Origin of the sequence: Kordiimonas sp. SCSIO 12603, assembly GCF_024398035.1 — a bacterium.
Lineage (GTDB): Bacteria > Pseudomonadota > Alphaproteobacteria > Sphingomonadales > Kordiimonadaceae > Kordiimonas.
Map to the genome: position 1 here is coordinate 3,709,117 of NZ_CP073748.1, position 19,306 is coordinate 3,728,422.

Below are 19,306 nucleotides of genomic sequence, written 5' to 3' on the forward strand. Positions count from 1 at the left end.
ATACCGGAATGAAGGGAGATTAGCCTTTAACTACCTGCATGGGCAAGAGCAGACAGAAATAACAGCTTATTTTTAAACGCCAAACTCTGATTTCAGAGCTTCAACCAGATCAGTGCGCTCCCAAGAGAAGCCACCATCCTCTGTTGGTGTACGGCCAAAGTGACCATAAGCAGCTGTGCGTTTGTAAATTGCCCGGTTAAGCTGGAGGTGCTCGCGAATACCGCGTGGGCTGAGATCAACCATTTCCTGAAGAACCTTAGCAAGTCGGCTAGGGTCCACTTTCGGGTTATCACCCCAAAGATCAACATAAACCGCAAGCGGCTTCGACACACCGATCGCATATGCAAGTTGGATCGTACAGTTGTTGGCCAGGCCTGCTGCCACAACATTTTTCGCTAAGTAGCGAGAGGCATATGCCGCAGAACGGTCTACTTTGGTTGGATCTTTACCAGAGAAAGCACCACCACCATGAGGTGCTGCACCGCCATATGTATCGACAATGATCTTACGGCCAGTTAAACCACAATCACCATCGGGGCCACCAATTACGAAATTGCCCGTTGGGTTCACATAGAACTCATCATCAGGGCACATCCAACCATCCGGGAGAACGCCTTCAACATGTTCACGTACAATCTCACGCAGCGCATCTTGAGAAACACCTTCTTTATGCTGTGTGGACACAACAACACTTGTTGCACCAACGGGACGACCATCTACATAACGAAGTGTCACCTGGCTTTTGCTGTCTGGCTCAAGTTCAGTTGTACCGCTATGACGGGCATCAGCCAGAGATTTCAAAATACGGTGTGAAAAATCAATCGGCGCGGGCATCAGGCTTTCTGTTTCATCACATGCGTAACCAAACATAATACCTTGGTCGCCAGCGCCTTCGTCTTTACTACCAGCGGCATCAACACCAACTGCAATATCAGCTGACTGCTCATGAAGGTGGTTTTCAAAAACAGCATTTTTCCAATGGAAACCGTCTTGCTCGTAACCGATTTCTTTTACGGCTTCACGAGCAACAGCTTCGATATCATCAGCGGTAATACTTTCCGGACCACGTACTTCACCGGCAACCATAATACGGTTTGTGGTAACCATAGTTTCAGCAGCAACACGTGCCTCAGGCATCTGACCAAGATATAGATCAACAATACCGTCAGAAATACGGTCAGCTACCTTATCTGGGTGACCTTCTGAAACAGATTCACTTGTGAAGAGATATTCACTCATGGGCGTTTCCTTTACTAAAACTGCTCAAGTGGGCAACCACCGCTTAGTAGCGGTAGTGCTCCGGCTTGAATGGGCCTGCTACATTGAGGCCAAGATATTTTGCTTGATCTTCAGTAAGCTCGGTTAACTTTGCACCAAGTTTTGCTAAATGTAGCTTCGCAACTTTTTCATCAAGGTGCTTCGGCAGAACGTACACTTCCTTACCGTAGCTTTCAGAATTATTCCAAAGCTCAATTTGCGCCAGAACCTGGTTCGTGAAGCTTGCAGACATCACAAAACTTGGGTGACCAGTTGCACAACCAAGGTTCACAAGACGACCTTTTGCAAGAACAATCAAACGCTTACCGTCAGGGAAAATAACTTCATCTACCTGTGGCTTCACTTCTTCCCACTTGTAGTTATCAAGTGCAGCAATTTGGATTTCGCTGTCAAAGTGCCCGATATTACAAACAATCGCACGGTCTTTCATCTCGCGCATATGATCAAGTGTAATAACGTCTTTATTGCCTGTTGTTGTAACGAAGATATCGCCGTAGGAAGCAGCTTCTTCCATAGTTGTCACTTCATAGCCTTCCATAGCAGCCTGAAGCGCACAAATTGGATCAATCTCGGTAACAAGAACACGCGCACCCTGGCTACGCATAGATTCAGCAGAACCTTTACCTACATCACCATAACCACAGATAACCGCAACTTTACCAGCGATCATCACGTCAGTCGCACGCTTAACACCGTCTACAAGGCTTTCACGGCAACCATAAAGGTTATCGAACTTAGATTTAGTAACACTGTCATTCACATTGATAGCCGGCACCATCAAACGGCCTTCTTTCGCCATTTCATAGAGGCGAAGAACACCTGTTGTTGTTTCTTCAGAGATACCTTTGATATCTGCCATCAATTCCGGGTAATCATCGTGCATGATCTGTGTAAGATCACCGCCATCATCGAGAATGATATTTGGCACCCAGCCATCGGGACCTTTAATGGTTTGGTGGATACACCATACAGCTTCTTCTTCTGTTTCGCCTTTCCAAGCGAACACCGGAATACCTGAAGCAGCCATTGCAGCGGCCGCCTGATCCTGTGTTGAAAAGATGTTACAGCTAGACCAACGCACTTCAGCGCCAAGTGCTGTAAGCGTTTCAATAAGAACAGCTGTTTGAATTGTCATGTGCAGACAACCAGCGATACGTGCGCCTTTAAGAGGCTGGCTTTCACCATATTCTTCACGCAGAGCCATCAGGCCCGGCATTTCAGTTTCTGCAATATTGATTTCCTTGCGGCCCCATTCAGCCAGAGAAATATCCGCAATCTTATAATCAGTCATGATGGCTCCTGCATACAGAATAACTTTATTCAGCATGACTTATAACAGCAGAAGCTAAAAAGATAAAGATTTCTTTATATAATGGTTAATTGATACTTAACGGCAAATATTAAAGCCTTGATTTTACTATTCTTCTTCGCCAAACAAATCACTCACAAGAGCAATAAGTGTATCGAGAGCCTGTTGTGCCTGCAGGCCAGATGCCGCAATCGTAATACTATCGCCCTTGGCAGCACCCAGCATCATCAACCCCATAATAGATGTACCAACAACACTGTTCCCATCTTTGGAGACCTGGACTTTTGCATCAAAAAGCCCAGCTTCCTTAGCAAAGCGAGCAGAAGCACGTGCATGCAAACCACGACGATTCGCAATCTGCACTTCATTTGAAATTTCTGTATCGGTCATAAAAGAATCAAGCTCCAAGAACTTGGCTAGCTACATTAATATATTTGATACCTGCTTCTTTCGCTGCTTCAACTGCTTCCTGCAGAGAAAGATCAGCCCGAACACTTGCAAGCTTGATAAGCATTGGTAGGTTGATGCCAGCTACGACCTCTACACGATCTTTTTCAAGAAGCGATATCGCAAGATTGGAAGGTGTCCCTCCAAACATATCTGTAAGAAGTACAACACCATCACCTTTATCGGTGTCCTTGATAGCATCCATAATATCCTGGCGGCGCTTTTCCATATCATCATCAGGACCAATACATATTGCTTTCATTTGATCCTGTGCGCCAACTACATGTTCTGTAGCAGCTACAAATTCATCGGCCAAACGTCCGTGGGTTACTAGCACCATGCCTATCATAAGGATTCCTCTATATACTCTACTTACCCAAACACGGGTTACCTCTTTTCATCACCAATCAACTCACGGTGATAAAGATTAACAGCCATATTATCGCCTGTTGCGCGTGCGGCAAGTGCTTCTGCTGTTGCTACAGATCGGTGGCGACCACCAGTGCACCCAAATGCAATGGTCAAATATGATTTTCCTTCATCTTTATAGCGCGGCAATAGAAAATCAAACAAGTCCTCAACCTTATTTAAAAACGGTGCAAACCCTTCATCTGCCCTTACATAGTTGGAAACCTTTTTATCCCTACCCGTGAAGGGGCGTAGCTCTTCTACATAGTGAGGGTTACGGAGAAAGCGCACATCCAGAACCAAATCTGCATCACGTGGTACACCATTGGAAAAGCCAAACGACATAAAGGTTACAATGAGTTTTGGTTCATTATCGCCAGCGAATCTTCGGCGAATAATACGTCTGGTTTCAGCGCCTGTTCGAGCACTTGTATCAAGAATACCATCGATATAATCGCGCACAATAACCATCATTTCGCGCTCTTGCTTTATGGCTGCTCTCAGCAGCTGTCCTTCCCCGAGCGGATGTGGTCTTCGTGTTTCAGAAAATCGCTTCATCAACACTTCGTCTGAAGCATCCATAAACAATACATGCAGGTTTACATCATCGCATGTGCGTAGCTGCTTGATAGTTCCTACAAAGTCTTCAGGCGAGAAATGCAAAGTGCGCGAATCAACACCGATCGCCAGTGAGCTTTCTTCAGCGCCAGCGACTGCATCATTTACCAATCCCGCAACCATGGTAAGTGGCAAATTATCGATTGCCTGAAAACCTATATCCTCAAAAGCGTGTAAAGCTGCGGATTTTCCGGCGCCAGAAAGGCCCGTAACAATGACAAGTTGACGCTTACTGTTCTTCGCAGGTTTAGTATCAGTCACCAGGCCCTCCCCCACCAATACGAGATAAATCTCTGAGCGCTAATTCTATTTTAATAGGAGTGGAATGTTCAAATGCATTTAACTTTAAACAGTGAATTTCTGCTCCAAGGATGTGTTCAACCTCCCTATCTGGCAGACGCGGAACATTTAATGCTGAGGTTAAATGCACAATAAGACGTATATAGGAGCCACCTGTAACTGGCATTGAAACAACACCCAGCCCTCTAATTTCCAGATACCCCCTTATTGCTTTTGGCGCTGTTGCATATACGCCCTTCTCACGAGACGTTAAGCATATTTGATCATCTGTCACCAGACAGGCACCTCGATCTATAAGCCGCAAAGCCAGATCGGATTTCCCACTCCCGGATTCGCCACAAAGCATGACACCGCTTCCCGCGATATCAACCACTGTTCCGTGTACTCTCTGCATACCTAATTCCGTTATTCTCCGGAATTTAATCCGGGGTGACTATAGACCAACAGGCAATCGAACTCTAAAACAGGCCCCCATAACATTGCCTTCTTCATTCATTCGGTTTTCAGCAAATATTTGACCGCCGTGAGCCTCAATCACCTGCTTACAAATTGACAGCCCAAGTCCTGAATGGCTACCAAATTCTTCACTATTTGGTCGCTCGGAATAGAAACGCTTAAAGACTTTATTTTCAGCCCCATTAGGTAACCCCGGGCCTTCATCTTCTACGGTCAACGTAACAAAGCGATCCTTGGTGCTGAGGCTTATGAAAACAGTGCCACTTTCAGGGCTGAAACTAAGTGCATTATCGATAAGGTTCCGCCACACCTGTCCAAGGCGACTTTCAATGCCTTTCACAACAAACACATCGGCTTCTTGTTCAGAATACTCAAGCTGGGTGCCATCCTTGCAAGCTGTTGTATGGTATGCGTCTGCAAGCATATTGAGCATAACACCCAAATCAATTCGAGCCATCTTACCTCGGGTGAGTTCCGCATCCACCCGAGACGCATCGGAAATATCAGTGATCAATCTGTCGATGCGCTTTACATCATCCTCAAGGATACCAAACAGTTTCTGCTGTACCTCTGGCTTATCAGTCATCTGAATAGTCTCAAGGGCACTGCGCATACTGGAAAGCGGATTTTTGATTTCGTGAGCCACATCTGCAGCAAATCGCTCCACGCCATCAATTTGCCTGTATAAAGCACTGGTCATATCAGAGAGTGATCGGGAGAGGTCGCCAATTTCATCCATACGCTCAGCAAATTCAGGAATACGCTCTTCCTGACCAATGCCGCGCCTTACCCGTTCTGCAGCACGAGCGAGAACTCGAATTGGCCGCACCAATGTTCGGCCAAGGAAGAAGGATAGAAAAATTGTAAAGATTAATGTTCCGAGAAAAATCTTCACTGTCAGCATCTGTTCCGCACGAACAATTTTCTGAATATTCTCGGTTTGAGCCGTGAGAAGCATGACACCCAGTACACGCCTGAAACGCTGAACAGGCACTGCAATGTTAATTACAAGGTTACCATCTTCACGTACCCTCAGCTGAGTTGTAAGTTCCCCTTCCAGCGCGGTCGACACCTCAAGAAAATCACTGGCCCTTACCGAAGGACGATCAATAGAAGGCGGCACATCTGGTTGCCGTGTGAAGCTATCAAGAAATGCATGAAGGCTTTCGGTAATACGTTCCCGAAAACCAGCTCTATAACCAATATTTTCAAGTCGTTCTTCAACAAGCCGTTTATCGCCCGCAAGAAACTGGCTATCCGCAAGCAAACCGCCATTGGGTGCAAAAAGGCGTGCACGATTTTCCGTGGGGCTTACAAGGCGTGTGATAATATCCCGTGCTGGCGCGATATCAATTTCTGTCGCCTCAGGCCCAACAGACGCGCTTTCTCCAAGTGCTCCCGCAATAATTTCCGCCTGAATGGTGAGGCTCTCCACTTCAGCTTCAATAAGATTACGCTGGAATTGGTTCAGGTAAAGAACGCTACCCACAAGAATAACAAGCGCCATCACATTCACCGCCATAATACGGGTCATAAGGGGCGAAAGCCCTCGGGTATAGTGCCGAGGGCGTGTTGCTTGGCGATCAGTATTCGCTGTATTTTGTGGTGTCGGTTGCGTAACCGCCTCCTTCAGGCTTATTCTTTATAACGGTAACCAACACCATACAGTGTTTCAATAGCGGTAAAATCATCCGCCACCGCACGGAACTTACGGCGCAGGCGTTTGATGTGGCTATCAATTGTGCGGTCATCTACATATACATCATCAGAATAAGCGGCATCCATCAATTGGTCACGGCTTTTTACGTGCCCTGGATGCTGAGCCAGCGTTTGCAAAATGAGAAACTCTGTTACCGTAAGAGTCACATCTTTACCGTCCCAAGTTACGCTGTGACGGAGCGAATCAAGCACAAGCTTGCCACGCACCATCTGGCTTTCTTCTTCCTCTTCAACAGGTATTTCCACTTTATCCTGCTGACGCATTTCAGAACGACGTAACAAAGCCCGGATTCGCTCGATCAAAAGACGCTGAGAAAATGGCTTGCCAATATAATCATCCGCCCCCATCCGAAGCCCAAGAAGCTGATCAATCTCTTCATCCTTAGATGTAAGGAGAATGATAGGCATATCAGTTACTTCCCGAAGTTTCCGAAGAAGCTCCATACCATCCATACGCGGCATTTTTACGTCAAGAACCGCTAGATCAGCTGGGTTTTTCGACAAGGCTTCCCAGCCTTTCTGCCCATCAGGGTACGTGCGAACACGGAAACCTTCCGCTTCAAGCGCGATTGTAACAGATGTCAGAATATTGCGATCATCATCAACAAGTGCGATGGAATGCGTCATAAAAACCCTCTTATTATTATGTGCCTATCCGTTTGGTACACACTACTCACTTTCAGTCTCTGAGTTAAGTACGATTTACGACAAAATAATGGCGCGGTTGCGCCTTGATTGTGACCTATGTGCAATCATCTGCAATGAAATTTAGAATCCGGTTGATTTTGAAGCTTTTATGAGCATCCTAAGCGGACTCATCCGTTCGTTAGAAACGGAGTATAAAATAAAGGAACCCACCCATAATAAAAACAGGGTTCCGTACGGTTTTATCGGTTGCGATAAAGCAGCCCCAAAAGTTACTGGAAGGAAAGACGTTGCAAGTCTTTGGCGCCTGCTCGAACAGAGTGAGCCTTGATGCTATGGGTATCACAGGCACTGGGAATCAATTTTGGAATTTAGGTACAGAAGCGCTTTATGAAGAAGCTATCAGCCGCGGTGAAGGCAAGATGGCAAAAGGCGGTGCTCTTGTTGTTAAAACAGGGAAGCATACTGGCCGTTCCGCAAATGATAAATTTACTGTTCGTGACGAACATACGGAAAATACGGTTGATTGGGGCAAAGTAAACCGCCCAATGACATCCGAGCAGTTCGATACACTGCACGAAGCATTTCTTGAGCACATCAAAGGTAAAGATGTATTTGTTCAGGATCTATGGGGTGGTTCTGACCCTGAGAACCGCGTTGCGGTTCGCACGATCGGTGAATATGCATGGCACAGCCTTTTCTGCCGCACCATGCTTGTGCGCCCGGAAGCTGCTGAACAGCAGGAAATGAACCCGCAGTTCACAATCATCAATCTACCAAGTTTTCGCGCGAACCCAGAGACGATGGGTTGCCGCAGCGAAACAGTGATTGCTGTGAACTTCGCCAAAGGCCTTGTGCTTATCGGCGGTACAGAATACGCAGGCGAGAATAAGAAATCTGTCTTCTCAATCCTTAATTACCTGCTGCCTGAAAAAGGCATTATGCCAATGCACTGTTCTGCCAACATTGGTCCTGACGGTGACGTAGCTATCTTCTTTGGTCTTTCTGGCACAGGTAAAACAACACTCTCAGCTGATAGCAGCCGTACCCTTATCGGTGATGATGAGCACGGCTGGTCAGACGATAGCGTGTTTAACTTCGAAGGTGGTTGTTACGCGAAAATGATCCGCCTGTCAGAAGAGGCAGAGCCAGAAATTTACGCAACAACAAAGCGTTACGGCACAGTACTAGAAAACGTTGTTATGGATGAACACACACGTGTGCTTGATCTGGATGACAACACACTGGCTGAAAACACTCGCGGCGCATACCCGATTGATTTCATCCCGAACACATCTGAAAAGAACCGTGGTGGGAAGCCTAAGAATATCATCATGCTAACAGCTGATGCTTTTGGCGTTCTACCTCCTATTTCAAAGCTCACACCTGAGCAGGCGATGTATCACTTCCTAAGCGGTTACACTGCAAAGGTTGCTGGCACAGAGATCGGTGTGAAAGAACCACAAGCTACTTTCTCAACCTGTTTCGGTGCACCGTTCATGCCGCGTCACCCAAGTGTATATGGTGATCTTCTCCGTAAGAAAATTGCGGAAACTGGTGTAAACTGCTGGCTTGTGAACACAGGCTGGACAGGCGGCGAATACGGCACTGGTAACCGTATGCCAATTAAGGCAACACGTGCGCTTCTGCACGCTGCACTTGACGGTAGCCTTAACGATGCGCCAATGCGCAAAGATGAAAACTTTGGCTTTGATGTACCGACAGAAGTTCCTGGCGTTGATACTGCAATCCTTAACCCACGTGGTACATGGGCTGATAAAGATGCTTATGATGCAAAAGCTAAGTATCTGGTTGAACTGTTTGTTGAAAACTTCGAAACATTCTCGGATCACGTGGATGATGAAGTAAACGCAGCAGCACCTAAAGTTGCTTAGTTAAAAGCATATGAAATGATTTTAAGCAGAGGCAAATTGCCTCTGCTTTTTTATATCCAGCTGATATCTCTCGCGAACGTGACTGGTGCATAACCAAGGCACACCATAAATCCTCTAAATCCATTAATTAGAGGAGACTATATGTTAAAAAACATCGCCCTGATCATCATGGGCTTAACTTCACTAGAAGCAGTCGCAGATGATCAAACCGTTAATCAACGTGACCCTGTCAAGCTTGCTCAATTTATGAACAACCTTTCCGGTCAGTGGAACTGCGAAGGCGGTACCGCAGGCGGCACAAAAACCGCTGCGACTATTGAGTTTAAAGGCAGGCACAACAACCAAGTTTACACTTTCACACAGGTGGGCACAAAAGGGCATACCAATACGCTTGAAAGTGTCTGGGCCTACGATGCACCAAACCAAAACCTTATCGTGAGCCGCCGTTATATGAGCCCGACGGGCGTTTCTACCGATATGTTCGAAGCCGAAAGCTGGGATGCGACAACTCTTCTACTGAATGCACGAGAGCTTTGGAGCCCTCTTTTTGCGGAACACCGTTTTCTTTTCCAGATTAATTCCTCTGAAAAGTTCGAAGTAACCTGGGAAGTAAAACGCGGCGAAGGCGGTTATAAAATGGGTGATTATCTTTCTTGTAAGAAGTCAGATACATAACACATAAACTAACATGGGCTGTCGGCGCCCATACCCATACACTATCTCAGCATCTTAATGCTGATAATATATTTCATTCCCGCTTCCTAAGTTAGCAACTATTATATTTGTCTTCCCGTCACCATTAATATCCCCTGCCGCGATACAGGCAGATAAATAGTTTTCAATGGAAAGATACATAACACTATCATTGCTATAAGAGGGACGAGCTTCTCTCGCCCCTATTGGTTAGTTATACACCCTTAAAACTCTTCAGTTTTTCAAACGCCGCAATTAATATCACGCTCGCCCCAAAAAGTGGAAACACAGCCGCTAGAATTACAAGCAGTGCGACGATCCCATACCCTACACGCCAATGGTCAGGCACCTTGGGCAATCCCCATTCCCCGGCAGGCTTCCGTTTAATATATGAAATCAACCCCGCCAGGGTGCTGAGGGCAAAAACAAGGGCGGTCAGTAACACCGCATACCAGCTGATAAGGCCGTATTCCCCTTGGTGAAGACGCATAGCCACCTGCCGCATATCCATTAGGATACCAACATCATCCCATGTATGGCGCTTGATAAGGTCACCGCTGTACTGGTCAAAATGCAGCACCTCCTGATGGCGCAAAAGCAATGACCGGTTAGAAACAGATATAACTCCTTCTGTCCCCTTAGGGAATTTGATGGTTATTTGCCCTTTCAAGCCTAACCTTTTCGTAATCTCCACTGCCGCATCCAACGATATTGGTTGACCGTGAGCCACTGATTTCAAACCCGCCGGGCGCTGCCATGTTTTGGGATATCCAGTATCTGTTTGGGCTTGAACCCATTTAAGCTGAGATCCAAAAATATCGGTCCAAGGCATCGCGCCGGAAAGCAAAACCAGCATGAAAACTGAAAGCCAAAAAGCCAGAACAGAATGAAGATCACGGTAAAAAATCCGTTTCCCTTTGCTGGTCCGAACCGTAAAGAACCCTGCCAGCGCAAAACCAGTTGATGGCCACCAAACATAAATGCCCGTTAGGATCAAAACGACGAACCAACTGGCTGCTAGCTCAACAGTATAAGTGCCGCCTTTCCCCAGCAGCAGTTCACCGTGAAGTTTACGCACAGTCATCATCAGGGTATCAGCAGCTTTCACTGCGCCCAGAGCTTCACCCGTATAAGGATTCACATAAATCGTACTTTTGCCTCTGCGCATACCAGAAACAAATTCTGTCGCCTGTGTTAGCTCAGTTGGTAAAACAACACCCGTGATCGGCTGCTTAGCCAAGGCTTGTGCCGCCTTCAATTGATCCGCATAGGGAAGGGTTTCTGTACCAATCTCAACCTGCTTAAGATGGCTGTAAACACTATCCTCATAATCACCTTTAAACAGGTAAATTATCCCGGTTACCGCAAGCAGGATCATCAAAGGCAGGGTGATAAGCCCTGCAATAATGTGCCATTTCCATAGCCAGCGGTTCAGATGTTTATGCTTTTGCATAAGCCTGTTCCTTCCTGCTTAAAATCTGAATGCAATGCCGCCGTAGAAAGTACGGCCATCAATAATGCGGAAATTCCTGCGCCCCGGGCGCCCACCACGCGGCGGGCTATAGCTTACTCGGTCAGCAAGCGTATCCGTCAGGTTCAAGGCATGGAACCAGATATCCCACTGACCAAAACTGTAGGAAGCGCGGAAATTAAGCCGTTCCCCACGGGTAAACTTACCGTCCGGATCAATAGAGTTATCATCACGTGTATAATAACCGGTATAGAAATCACCTTCGCCTTCAAGAACCAGATTTTCAATAGGCGACCAAGCGGCCCGTACGTTCAAATGGTGATCAGGCGAACGGCTGATGCGGTTACCACTTAAATCATTGTCACCGTCGTCATCGGGACCAAAGAAAATATCATAAACGTTCTTTGCATATGTATGCGTAGCGCTGAAACGCCATTCATCACTAGGTGCATATTCAATAACTGATTCCACGCCCTGCACAGTTACCTGCCCCGCGTTAGTCACCGTTTCAACTTCGCCGTCATCTTCTGTTACAAGGAAATTATCAATACGCGTGTGATAATAGGATGTGTTGATATTCACATCACCAACATTGCCGCGTACACCAACTTCAAAATGATCTGCTTTTTCAGCGTCCAGATTTGGATTAGCTTCAGGACGATCAAGAAATAAATCCCCAATATCAGGCGGCAAGAAACCGCGAGAATAACCACCCCAAATCTGAATTTTATCCGTGATGTCGTATGTCACGCCAAACTTGGGCGATGTGTTATTAAACTTCCGCTCGAAGATCTGACCATCATTAAGGTCATTAGTGGTATCAAAAAGAAATTCCGTTCTGAGCGTAATATCCTCATGGCGAACACCCACGGTGATGTTCAACCTGTCTGTCAGGTTGATACTGTACTGAGCAAACAAAGATTTAATCTGAAGATCGCTGTTAGAACGGGTAAGAACATCACCTTCCATCGCAATATCATCACCAGCGTATTCGTCCGTCAGGATATCACCATCAAAGATTTCACCACCTATGATCAGGTTTGACGTTTTAAAATCATATCGGTAACTCAGCCTTACATCAAAGCTTTTGTCGGCAGTATCACGCGGCGGAGAAAAGCGGCCATCACCTTGTTCATCTTCAATGCGTCTTACTGCACCAAAATCAAGAAAACCAAAGCCGAAATCGTGCTCTAGTTTGAAAGAGTATGCATTGGATTTTGTGCGTTCATTAGAACTCGCAGTACGACCAACCACCGTTGGATCAGAGAAAAACTCATTGGCGCGCAAATCACCGGGGAATACTTCATCCCTGTTTAGATGTTCATAACGCACAAAAACACGAGTAGCATCGGATGGGCTGTAGATAAGTTTTCCGCTGAACTGATCACGATCATTTTTAAATGTATCTCTAAGGCCATCCAGATTTTGGGTGTTTGCATCAAGAAAGAATCCAAAATCACCAAATGTACCTGCGGCACTCACGCCTGCTCGGCGGCGGTCGAATGACCCTGCTTCCGCCCAAACACGGCCCTCAAACTCCTCAGGCGCATCACGCGTCACCACATTGATCACACCACCAAAAGCATTATTGGCAAACAGCGCTGAGGATGGGCCTTTGATCACTTCAACACGCTCAATATCAAACGAATTCACAGTGGTGATATCTTGCGTTGCACCATTATAGGGGCTTGCGAGCGGCAAACCATCTACAAGCGGTACGGTATAGCTTTTACCACCAGCCGGAATACGCAGGTTCCTCACCTGCGTTTCGCCAGGGATACGGTCCAGAAGTTCGTCTGGGTCCACGAACCGCAACCGATCAATTTCCGCCCGGTTCACAACATGAGACGCGAGCGGCAACTCAGAGAGGTTGGTACCGCCAAGTGTTGCGTTTTTAAAAGCGGCTTCACCAATCACTGTGATAGTTTCAATATCATCGGTATTCGCCTCAGATGGTTCAGTCTCAGTCCGTGCTAAAGCACTTGCTGCAGGCAGCACAGGCAAGGCCGCAAATGCAGCCAGATAAAGGTATTTCATTGTCTGATACTCTTTTAACTTTGATTCAAATTTCGAAAGCAAAAGTTAAAAGATTGGAGGTGCTCTAAGCCCAACAGGCACAAACACTGATGAACGGTAATCAGGGCCTGTCGCCTCTATAATCGCGCCGCTATCCGATACCGCAACAAAAATGGGTAGGTTCAGGTAGCTGGTATCATTTTCAGTGGCGGCAAAATTGAAGCAGAATTCACAATCAGCTGCAGTACCATCTACCTCCTCCCCTTGAAGGGCCAGTAGGTATTTGATGTTAGCAACGGCAGCTGGTGGCAGGCGGCTTTCGCCACAAAGATAGCCAAGGCCACCACTGGCCGCGTGCTCTGTAGCTTTAACGGCGGCTTGTCCCTGCACGAAAACAACCAGCGCAATAAGCATATATTGCACTGTTTTCAGGAATATATTGTTGTTAAGCCGCTTCCTCATAACGCTCCGGTATCATAGAAACCAAAGCGCCACAACCGGATATATTGTTACATGTTGGGGCCAACACTAAGCGCAAGTGCTCGAGAAATATGAGCAAACGGCCGACCGCTCTCTGCAGCACATTTACTGAATGCAGCCTGTACAGCGCGCAAGGCCGTTTTCGATGTCGGGTTTTTATCCACAACGCCGTCTCTTATCAGGGCCTGCACCACATCTCGTGAAAGCACCCAACCATCCCGGCCAATAGACCGCAAGAAATATGGGCCACTATTACCGCCAAGACGGTTTCCACGTTTCTTGAGCATTTCTACGAGCCCTGCGAAATCATCCTGAGGCCATTCAGCAATACATTTTGCGGCAGAACCATATTCATATTCCAGATCACAAAGCAGGATTGCGTTGTCTCGTACAGAAAGGATTTTGGCGCCGTGCCGGACGATACGTGTATCTTTGAGCAAGCTATCCAGATCATCGTCCGACATAAATTTCCAACGTACAGGTACAAAACCTTCAAACGCTTCCTCAAAGCCCGGCCACTTATTACGGATCACTTTCCAGCTAAAACCGGCCTGAAAAACGGCTTGGGCCATCGCCGCTAAAATACGGTCATCACCCATTTGCTTGATTTCTTCAGCTGAAAGGATATCTGGCATCAGGCTCAGTACTTCATCAGCACTTCCCCGATAAGCCACCGCCATTTCAACAAGTTCATCAAACGTACGCACAGTAATTTCCTTTTTTAGTTTATAATAACTTATGGATATGCAGCATTCTGGTCCAGCCTATTTACTGGACCCTCTCGAGGAATTCCTTTAAATATATAGGTTGATGCCTTCATAAAGATAAGGTGTTTAATATTACTGAGTAATCACACGGGGCAAGGCCATAAACGGCTTTGTGTTAAAGAGTTATGGCAAGCGACTATATTAAAAGTTTTGGTTTTCCTCGTTGGGGTGAATATGGCCTCAACAAAGAAACAGAAGCGCTCCAAATGTGTGATTATGTTGGCTGTAATGAGGTAGGACCTCATCCCGCGCCGAAATCCCCTGGTTCTAATGAACGCTGGTATTTCTGCAAAAAACATGCGGCGGAATATAACCGTAACTGGGATTTCTTCCAAGGTATGAGCGACGAGGAAGCTCAGCGCCACATGCATGATTCAAGTGAAAGCTCAGACGCGTTCGCAAGCGCCAAAACCTTCGAATGGGGCGGTGCGATGGATGAAGACGGTTTCACATCCACAGAGCAATCTGCATTCGATACGCTTGAGGTCGACAGCACAGCAACTCAGGAAGAAATTAAACGCCAATACCGGAAGCTTGCAAAGCTTTACCATCCTGACACCAATCCGGGCGATAGCGTGGCAGCGGAAAAGTTCCATCAAGTTCAACAAGCTTATGACCTGCTCCGCGAGAAAAACTTCCCTGGTTAAAACTGGTTTTACATCCAGTTCACTCTACCTTCTTTCATCGTTCCCGTATGGCTTTGAAGGCTCAAGATGACAACCGATCCACAGCAAATGCGCAAAGGCATGATAATGGGGGCTATTGCGACCCTCATTTGGGGTGGCTGGCCGGTTGTTACTGAACTTGCAATTGAAGACAATCTAAGCCCCTATCAAGTTGTTCTCCTCAGAACCTTAGTTGCTTTTCCTATTCTTCTACCTTTTCTGTTTCGCGGGAAAAATACGATCAGAGCATGGGGACAGGTGATTTTTCTCACCATCCTTGCCGGGGCGCCTTACAGCCTTCTGGTATCTACCAGCTTTCAATACACCAACGCTACTCATGGTGGGGTTATCATTCCTGGCACCGTTTTATTATTTGGGCTCCTCTCCAGCCATTTTATATTAAAAGACCGATTAACCAGAAATCGCCTTCTGGGTGGCGGCGCAATTATAACTGGATTAGGCCTTCTGGCTTTCGGGGGCAGTTCAGGCGGTGATCAAGCATCACTTCTCGGGGATACACTGTTTTTCGTAGGCGGTTTAATGTGGGGCACTTACACCTTAATGCTCAGGATATGGCCGACAGATGCCATTCTGCTAACAGCGCGAATTGCTCTTGTTTCCACCTTTATTATGGGGATCTATTATCTCTTTACAAACCAGCCAGGGTTAGAGGCGCTCCCCACCAGCACAATTATCTTTCAGGGGCTTTGGCAAGGTGCCTTATCTGGCGCGCTTGCTGTGATTTTATTCTCCAAGGGTGTCGCTTTGATGGGTGCGGCCAAAGCGACAGTTATCAATTCCCTTATTCCCGTGATATCGACGGTGCTGGCCTTTTTTATCCTGAATGAAATTCCCAACATGCTTGAAGCCATTGGGTTAATTTTCATTCTGGGAGGCATCACCATTGCGCTTTACCAAAAGCGACAAAGCCCTGCTTTCAACGCCGACAGAACTTAATGGAAGTTTTCCAGTTTTTCGATTTGTTGGCCTAGGGCATCAAAATTAATGGGTTCAAGCCACGCTTGATATCCAGCTTTTAACTCTGGCCAATCGCTATCAATCATAGCGTACCAAGCTGTATCTCTGTTAACGCCTTTTGAAACCATATCATTACGGAAAACACCTTCAAAACGAAAGCCGTAGCGTATCGCAGCACTCATAGACGCTTGATTGGCCGAATTGCATTTCCATTCAAAACGCCGGTACCCTAGATTATCAAACAAATGTGCCGCCAGCAGATAAAGGGCTTCTGTGGCAATTCTAGTGCGCTTTAGCTTAGCGCCATAAGCTACACACCCTACTTCCGCGCTGCCATGCTCTGCACGGATACGCATCAAGCTGAACATCCCCAGAATTTCACCTGATGCCCGCTCTTTGATAACAAGCGTTTCCCAATCACCCTCTTCATGCACTTTACATAGGAAGTTTGCGAAATCAGCCTCGCTAAGAAATGGCCCAACCGGCATATAGTGCCAGATTTCAGCATTTTCTTGACCACCCACCGCAGCAAACAATCCTGCTAAATGTTCTTGCCTTTGGTATGGTTCGATAATGGCATAGCTACCCACACATATTTCTTGGCCCGGATGCTTGCACCCTACCCAGTTTTTCAAATTACGTGTCATTTACCTTTGCTCCGGCGGGATGTTTTTAATCTCTTGTGCAAAAACTGCATGTGATGTTTTGTCCACCGGCTTCAGAACGCGCTTTCTAGATACGGGTTGATGCTGCAGCGATACACCTGAACAGTGTTCGGTTTGCACCCGTGAAGGCCGATGGAAAAAACCTCCTCCACAATTGGGGCAAACATTTTCCAAAACATCTTCCACACAATCCCTACAAAAAGTGCATTCATAGCTACAGATCATGGCCTCCCTACTATTCGAAGGTAGATCACAATCACAATTTTCACAGTTGGGGCGCATCTCAAGCATTATCGGTTCCAATCATACTCGGGCATTAAGCCATGATTTAAAGGTGCTCTTTCGCCTTCCGGTGCAACTTGAGCCGATTGCTGACTGGTACTAAAAGGCACGACACCAGCCCATACCGGATACTCTGCTTCTTCTGCGTCACCTGGCGGTGCTGACCGAACCTTTGCTGAAGCATCTTCAATTTCCATCACAAGAAGCCCGGTGGCTTTTCTTTCCTGATCTGTCATTGGTCTTAATTGAGGCCACCGCCCAGGGGCAAGCATTTCAAAAAACAGCTCCATCTGTCGGTCAAATTCTGCTTCATCTGTAACCAGTTCTGGCATGCCGTAACAAATTACAGACCTGTAATTAACACTGGTACTAAAAGCCGAACGTGCCAACACTAAACCATCCAAATGCGTTACACTTACGGCTGCAGGCTTCCCTGCGGCCAAATGCCGGATCATCATGCTTTTGCTACTGCCATGCCAATAAAGCTTATTACCCTCTCGCCAATGACACGTGGGAATAATGTGTGGTTGCCCTTCTATCTCAAAGCTCACATGGCACAGAAAATGACTATCCAAGATGCCGTATACTGTCGCTTCGTCATAAAGTGCTCTGTTATGTCCACGCTTTACGCGGTTGCGAGGATTAATTTCAAAACTACCGTCAGCCATAATCTATCTACCTTGTGCCTTTAACTATGGCAAAAGTGACGTTAAAGTAATCCTATTAGAAGAACCATTTTTTATAAAAATGATAGAACCACTATGAAAAACTCTATAGCTGATCTCTGGCACTTCTCCCTTTCTCCAGCAGGCCAACACACCTTGCAGGAACAACTGCATGACCAAATCAGAGATCAGATACTAAGCGGTACTATCAAGCCAGACATTAAAATGCCGTCTTCCCGCATGCTGGCATCAAGACTTGGTATTGGCAGGAACACAGTGGTTTATGCCTATGAGCAACTCGTTGCGGAAGGATATTTGGAAACCCGGAAGGGCGCAGGCACCTTCAGTTGCCATAAAGTTCCAGATGAATTTTTAAACGCTGGGGAACCAGCTTATTCGTCACCTCTACCTTCTGGAAATACTGCAAGCTCAAACCTGCATTCAGGCATGGCAGCGCTTGATCAATTTCCCCATGAAATTTGGACTAAATACACTAACAAAGCATGGCGGAAAGTAACGAAGCAGCAGCTCCATCACGACGACCCAATGGGGTATTATCCTCTCAGACAGAATATCGCAGAATACCTACAAGCAAGCCGCAACATTAAGTGTAACCATGAACAAATAATGATCGTTTCGGGTTTGCAACAAGGTTTATTCATCTTATCAAAATCACTTCTTCACAGTGACGATCAGATTATTCTGGAGGACCCAGGATACTACGGTCTTGTTGCTTCAGCACAAGCTAGTGGCTTCCCAATTCATAACCTACCCATTGATACATCTGGTGCTACGTTACCCAAACAAACAAAAGGCCTGCTGGTCACCAGTCCATCCCGGCAGTACCCTCACGGCTATACCATGCCACATGGTAGGCGAGCGGAGCTGCTCAAATGGGCATATGAAACAGAAAGCCTCATCCTTGAGGATGATTATGATAGCGAGTTCCGGTATAGCGGGCGTCCACTTAACAGCATGCAAGGTCTTGATGGCGGTAAACGTGTTATCTATGGCGGAACATTTTCAAAAACCATATTCCCCGCCTTCAGGCTGGGGTATCTCGTAATCCCAAAACACCTGATCGAGCCGGTACTAACATTCAGGAAAGCAATCGATAGCTATCCTGGCCTTGTAAACCAGCTAAGCCTTCATGCCTTTATGGAAAGTGGTGAGTTTGCACGCCATATCCGTAAACTACGAAAGATACATGGCCGGCGACAAAAGACCTTCATTGAGCTTTTCACCAAACATCTTGGAGACTTGTTTGCTCTTTTGCCGAGCGATGGCGGCTTGCATCTGGTTGCCACCCCACACAGTACAGTGTTAGGCAAAGACACACGGTGGTGCGAACTAGCACATAATGCAGCTATTGGCGCTGCTCCCCTGAGTCAATGCTTCAGAGCTACAAGCAAAAAGCACGGTATGCTTCTCGGGTTTGCCGATATACCGGATATTGATTTAGAAGAGCGCCTGAAAAAATTCTCAAATACCATCCGTTCAGAAACAGACTATTAATCAATTCCTGTCCATAGTAACGTTACCGAAAGTA

The 19,306-nt window shown here is 46.6% G+C and carries 20 protein-coding genes; 5 read left to right on the top strand and 15 right to left on the bottom strand.

Translation table 11 applies throughout. The annotated features are described in order from the left end of the window. Positions 1-72 precede the first annotated feature (72 nt). The 8 genes from metK to KFE96_RS17475 all read right to left on the bottom strand — a co-directional run bounded on the left by metK (position 73) and on the right by KFE96_RS17475 (position 7,162). Positions 73-1,239 carry a methionine adenosyltransferase gene (gene metK, locus KFE96_RS17440; protein WP_255833818.1) on the bottom strand — a complete coding sequence of 389 codons (1,167 nt, stop codon included), beginning with the start codon at positions 1,237-1,239 and terminating at the stop codon, positions 73-75. A 43-nt stretch (positions 1,240-1,282) separates the two neighbouring features. After that, the gene (gene ahcY / locus KFE96_RS17445; protein WP_255833820.1) at positions 1,283-2,569 is read right to left on the bottom strand and encodes an adenosylhomocysteinase; all 1,287 of its coding nucleotides are present in this window, start codon (positions 2,567-2,569) and stop codon (positions 1,283-1,285) included. Between the two features lie 126 nt (positions 2,570-2,695). Continuing rightward, positions 2,696-2,977, bottom strand: coding sequence for an HPr family phosphocarrier protein (locus tag KFE96_RS17450; RefSeq protein ID WP_255833821.1), 282 nt, complete (start codon positions 2,975-2,977; stop codon positions 2,696-2,698). Positions 2,978-2,984: 7 nt separating this feature from the next. Continuing rightward, positions 2,985-3,383, bottom strand: coding sequence for a PTS sugar transporter subunit IIA (locus tag KFE96_RS17455; RefSeq protein ID WP_255833822.1), 399 nt, complete (start codon positions 3,381-3,383; stop codon positions 2,985-2,987). A 38-nt stretch (positions 3,384-3,421) separates the two neighbouring features. After that, positions 3,422-4,321 carry an RNase adapter RapZ gene (gene rapZ / locus KFE96_RS17460; RefSeq protein WP_255833823.1) on the bottom strand — a complete coding sequence of 300 codons (900 nt, stop codon included), beginning with the start codon at positions 4,319-4,321 and terminating at the stop codon, positions 3,422-3,424. After that, on the bottom strand, positions 4,314-4,754 hold the full coding sequence (locus KFE96_RS17465; protein ID WP_255833824.1) for an HPr kinase/phosphorylase: 441 nt from the start codon (positions 4,752-4,754) through the stop codon (positions 4,314-4,316). Before KFE96_RS17465 ends, rapZ begins: the two co-directional genes overlap by 8 nt. A 39-nt stretch (positions 4,755-4,793) precedes the next feature. After that, positions 4,794-6,350: a stimulus-sensing domain-containing protein gene (locus KFE96_RS17470; RefSeq protein WP_255833825.1), complete on the bottom strand. Its 1,557-nt coding sequence runs from the start codon at positions 6,348-6,350 to the stop codon at positions 4,794-4,796. Between the two features lie 101 nt (positions 6,351-6,451). After that, complete coding sequence (locus KFE96_RS17475) at positions 6,452-7,162, bottom strand: response regulator transcription factor (protein WP_255833826.1); 711 nt, start codon at positions 7,160-7,162, stop codon at positions 6,452-6,454. A gap of 353 nt (positions 7,163-7,515) precedes the next feature. Between KFE96_RS17475 and KFE96_RS17480 the strand changes: the two genes are divergently transcribed. Next, positions 7,516-9,075, top strand: a complete 1,560-nt coding sequence (locus KFE96_RS17480; RefSeq protein WP_370650606.1) for a phosphoenolpyruvate carboxykinase — start codon at positions 7,516-7,518, stop codon at positions 9,073-9,075. A gap of 141 nt (positions 9,076-9,216) precedes the next feature. Beyond that, complete coding sequence (locus KFE96_RS17485; RefSeq protein ID WP_255833828.1) at positions 9,217-9,750, top strand: hypothetical protein; 534 nt, start codon at positions 9,217-9,219, stop codon at positions 9,748-9,750. Between the two features lie 232 nt (positions 9,751-9,982). On the opposite strand, the gene KFE96_RS17490 is transcribed toward KFE96_RS17485, so the two are convergent. Genes KFE96_RS17490 through KFE96_RS17505 form a run of 4 tightly spaced genes read right to left on the bottom strand, consistent with a single transcriptional unit; the run spans position 9,983 to position 14,442 of the window. Next, positions 9,983-11,221, bottom strand: a complete 1,239-nt coding sequence (locus KFE96_RS17490; RefSeq protein ID WP_255833829.1) for a PepSY domain-containing protein — start codon at positions 11,219-11,221, stop codon at positions 9,983-9,985. Positions 11,222-11,239: 18 nt separating this feature from the next. Next, positions 11,240-13,276, bottom strand: coding sequence for a TonB-dependent receptor (locus KFE96_RS17495; protein ID WP_255833830.1), 2,037 nt, complete (start codon positions 13,274-13,276; stop codon positions 11,240-11,242). Positions 13,277-13,321: 45 nt separating this feature from the next. Next, a complete protein-coding gene (locus KFE96_RS17500) occupies positions 13,322-13,717 on the bottom strand; it encodes a hypothetical protein (protein ID WP_255833832.1) in 396 nt (131 codons plus the stop codon). A gap of 47 nt (positions 13,718-13,764) precedes the next feature. After that, entirely contained in the window at positions 13,765-14,442 is a 678-nt protein-coding gene (locus KFE96_RS17505) for a DNA-3-methyladenine glycosylase I (protein WP_255833833.1), read from the bottom strand. 185 nt (positions 14,443-14,627) lie between these two features. Between KFE96_RS17505 and KFE96_RS17510 the strand changes: the two genes are divergently transcribed. Further along, entirely contained in the window at positions 14,628-15,149 is a 522-nt protein-coding gene (locus tag KFE96_RS17510; protein ID WP_255833834.1) for a DnaJ domain-containing protein, read from the top strand. 66 nt (positions 15,150-15,215) lie between these two features. Continuing rightward, entirely contained in the window at positions 15,216-16,124 is a 909-nt protein-coding gene (locus KFE96_RS17515) for a DMT family transporter (RefSeq protein WP_255833835.1), read from the top strand. On the opposite strand, the gene KFE96_RS17520 is transcribed toward KFE96_RS17515, so the two are convergent. From KFE96_RS17520 to KFE96_RS17530, 3 genes are read right to left on the bottom strand one after another with little or no spacing between them, the layout of a single operon-like run. Beyond that, a complete protein-coding gene (locus KFE96_RS17520) occupies positions 16,121-16,792 on the bottom strand; it encodes a GNAT family N-acetyltransferase (RefSeq protein ID WP_255833836.1) in 672 nt (223 codons plus the stop codon). The genes KFE96_RS17515 and KFE96_RS17520 overlap by 4 nt on opposite strands. Continuing rightward, a complete protein-coding gene (locus tag KFE96_RS17525) occupies positions 16,793-17,101 on the bottom strand; it encodes a DUF1272 domain-containing protein (RefSeq protein ID WP_370650525.1) in 309 nt (102 codons plus the stop codon). Then, positions 17,101-17,760 carry a pyridoxamine 5'-phosphate oxidase family protein gene (locus tag KFE96_RS17530; protein WP_255833837.1) on the bottom strand — a complete coding sequence of 220 codons (660 nt, stop codon included), beginning with the start codon at positions 17,758-17,760 and terminating at the stop codon, positions 17,101-17,103. The genes KFE96_RS17525 and KFE96_RS17530 overlap by 1 nt, the downstream gene beginning before the upstream one ends. A gap of 93 nt (positions 17,761-17,853) precedes the next feature. Here KFE96_RS17530 and KFE96_RS17535 point away from each other — a divergent pair, with 93 nt between their 5' ends. Beyond that, positions 17,854-19,272: a PLP-dependent aminotransferase family protein gene (locus KFE96_RS17535; protein WP_255833838.1), complete on the top strand. Its 1,419-nt coding sequence runs from the start codon at positions 17,854-17,856 to the stop codon at positions 19,270-19,272. The last annotated feature ends 34 nt before the right edge of the window (positions 19,273-19,306 follow it).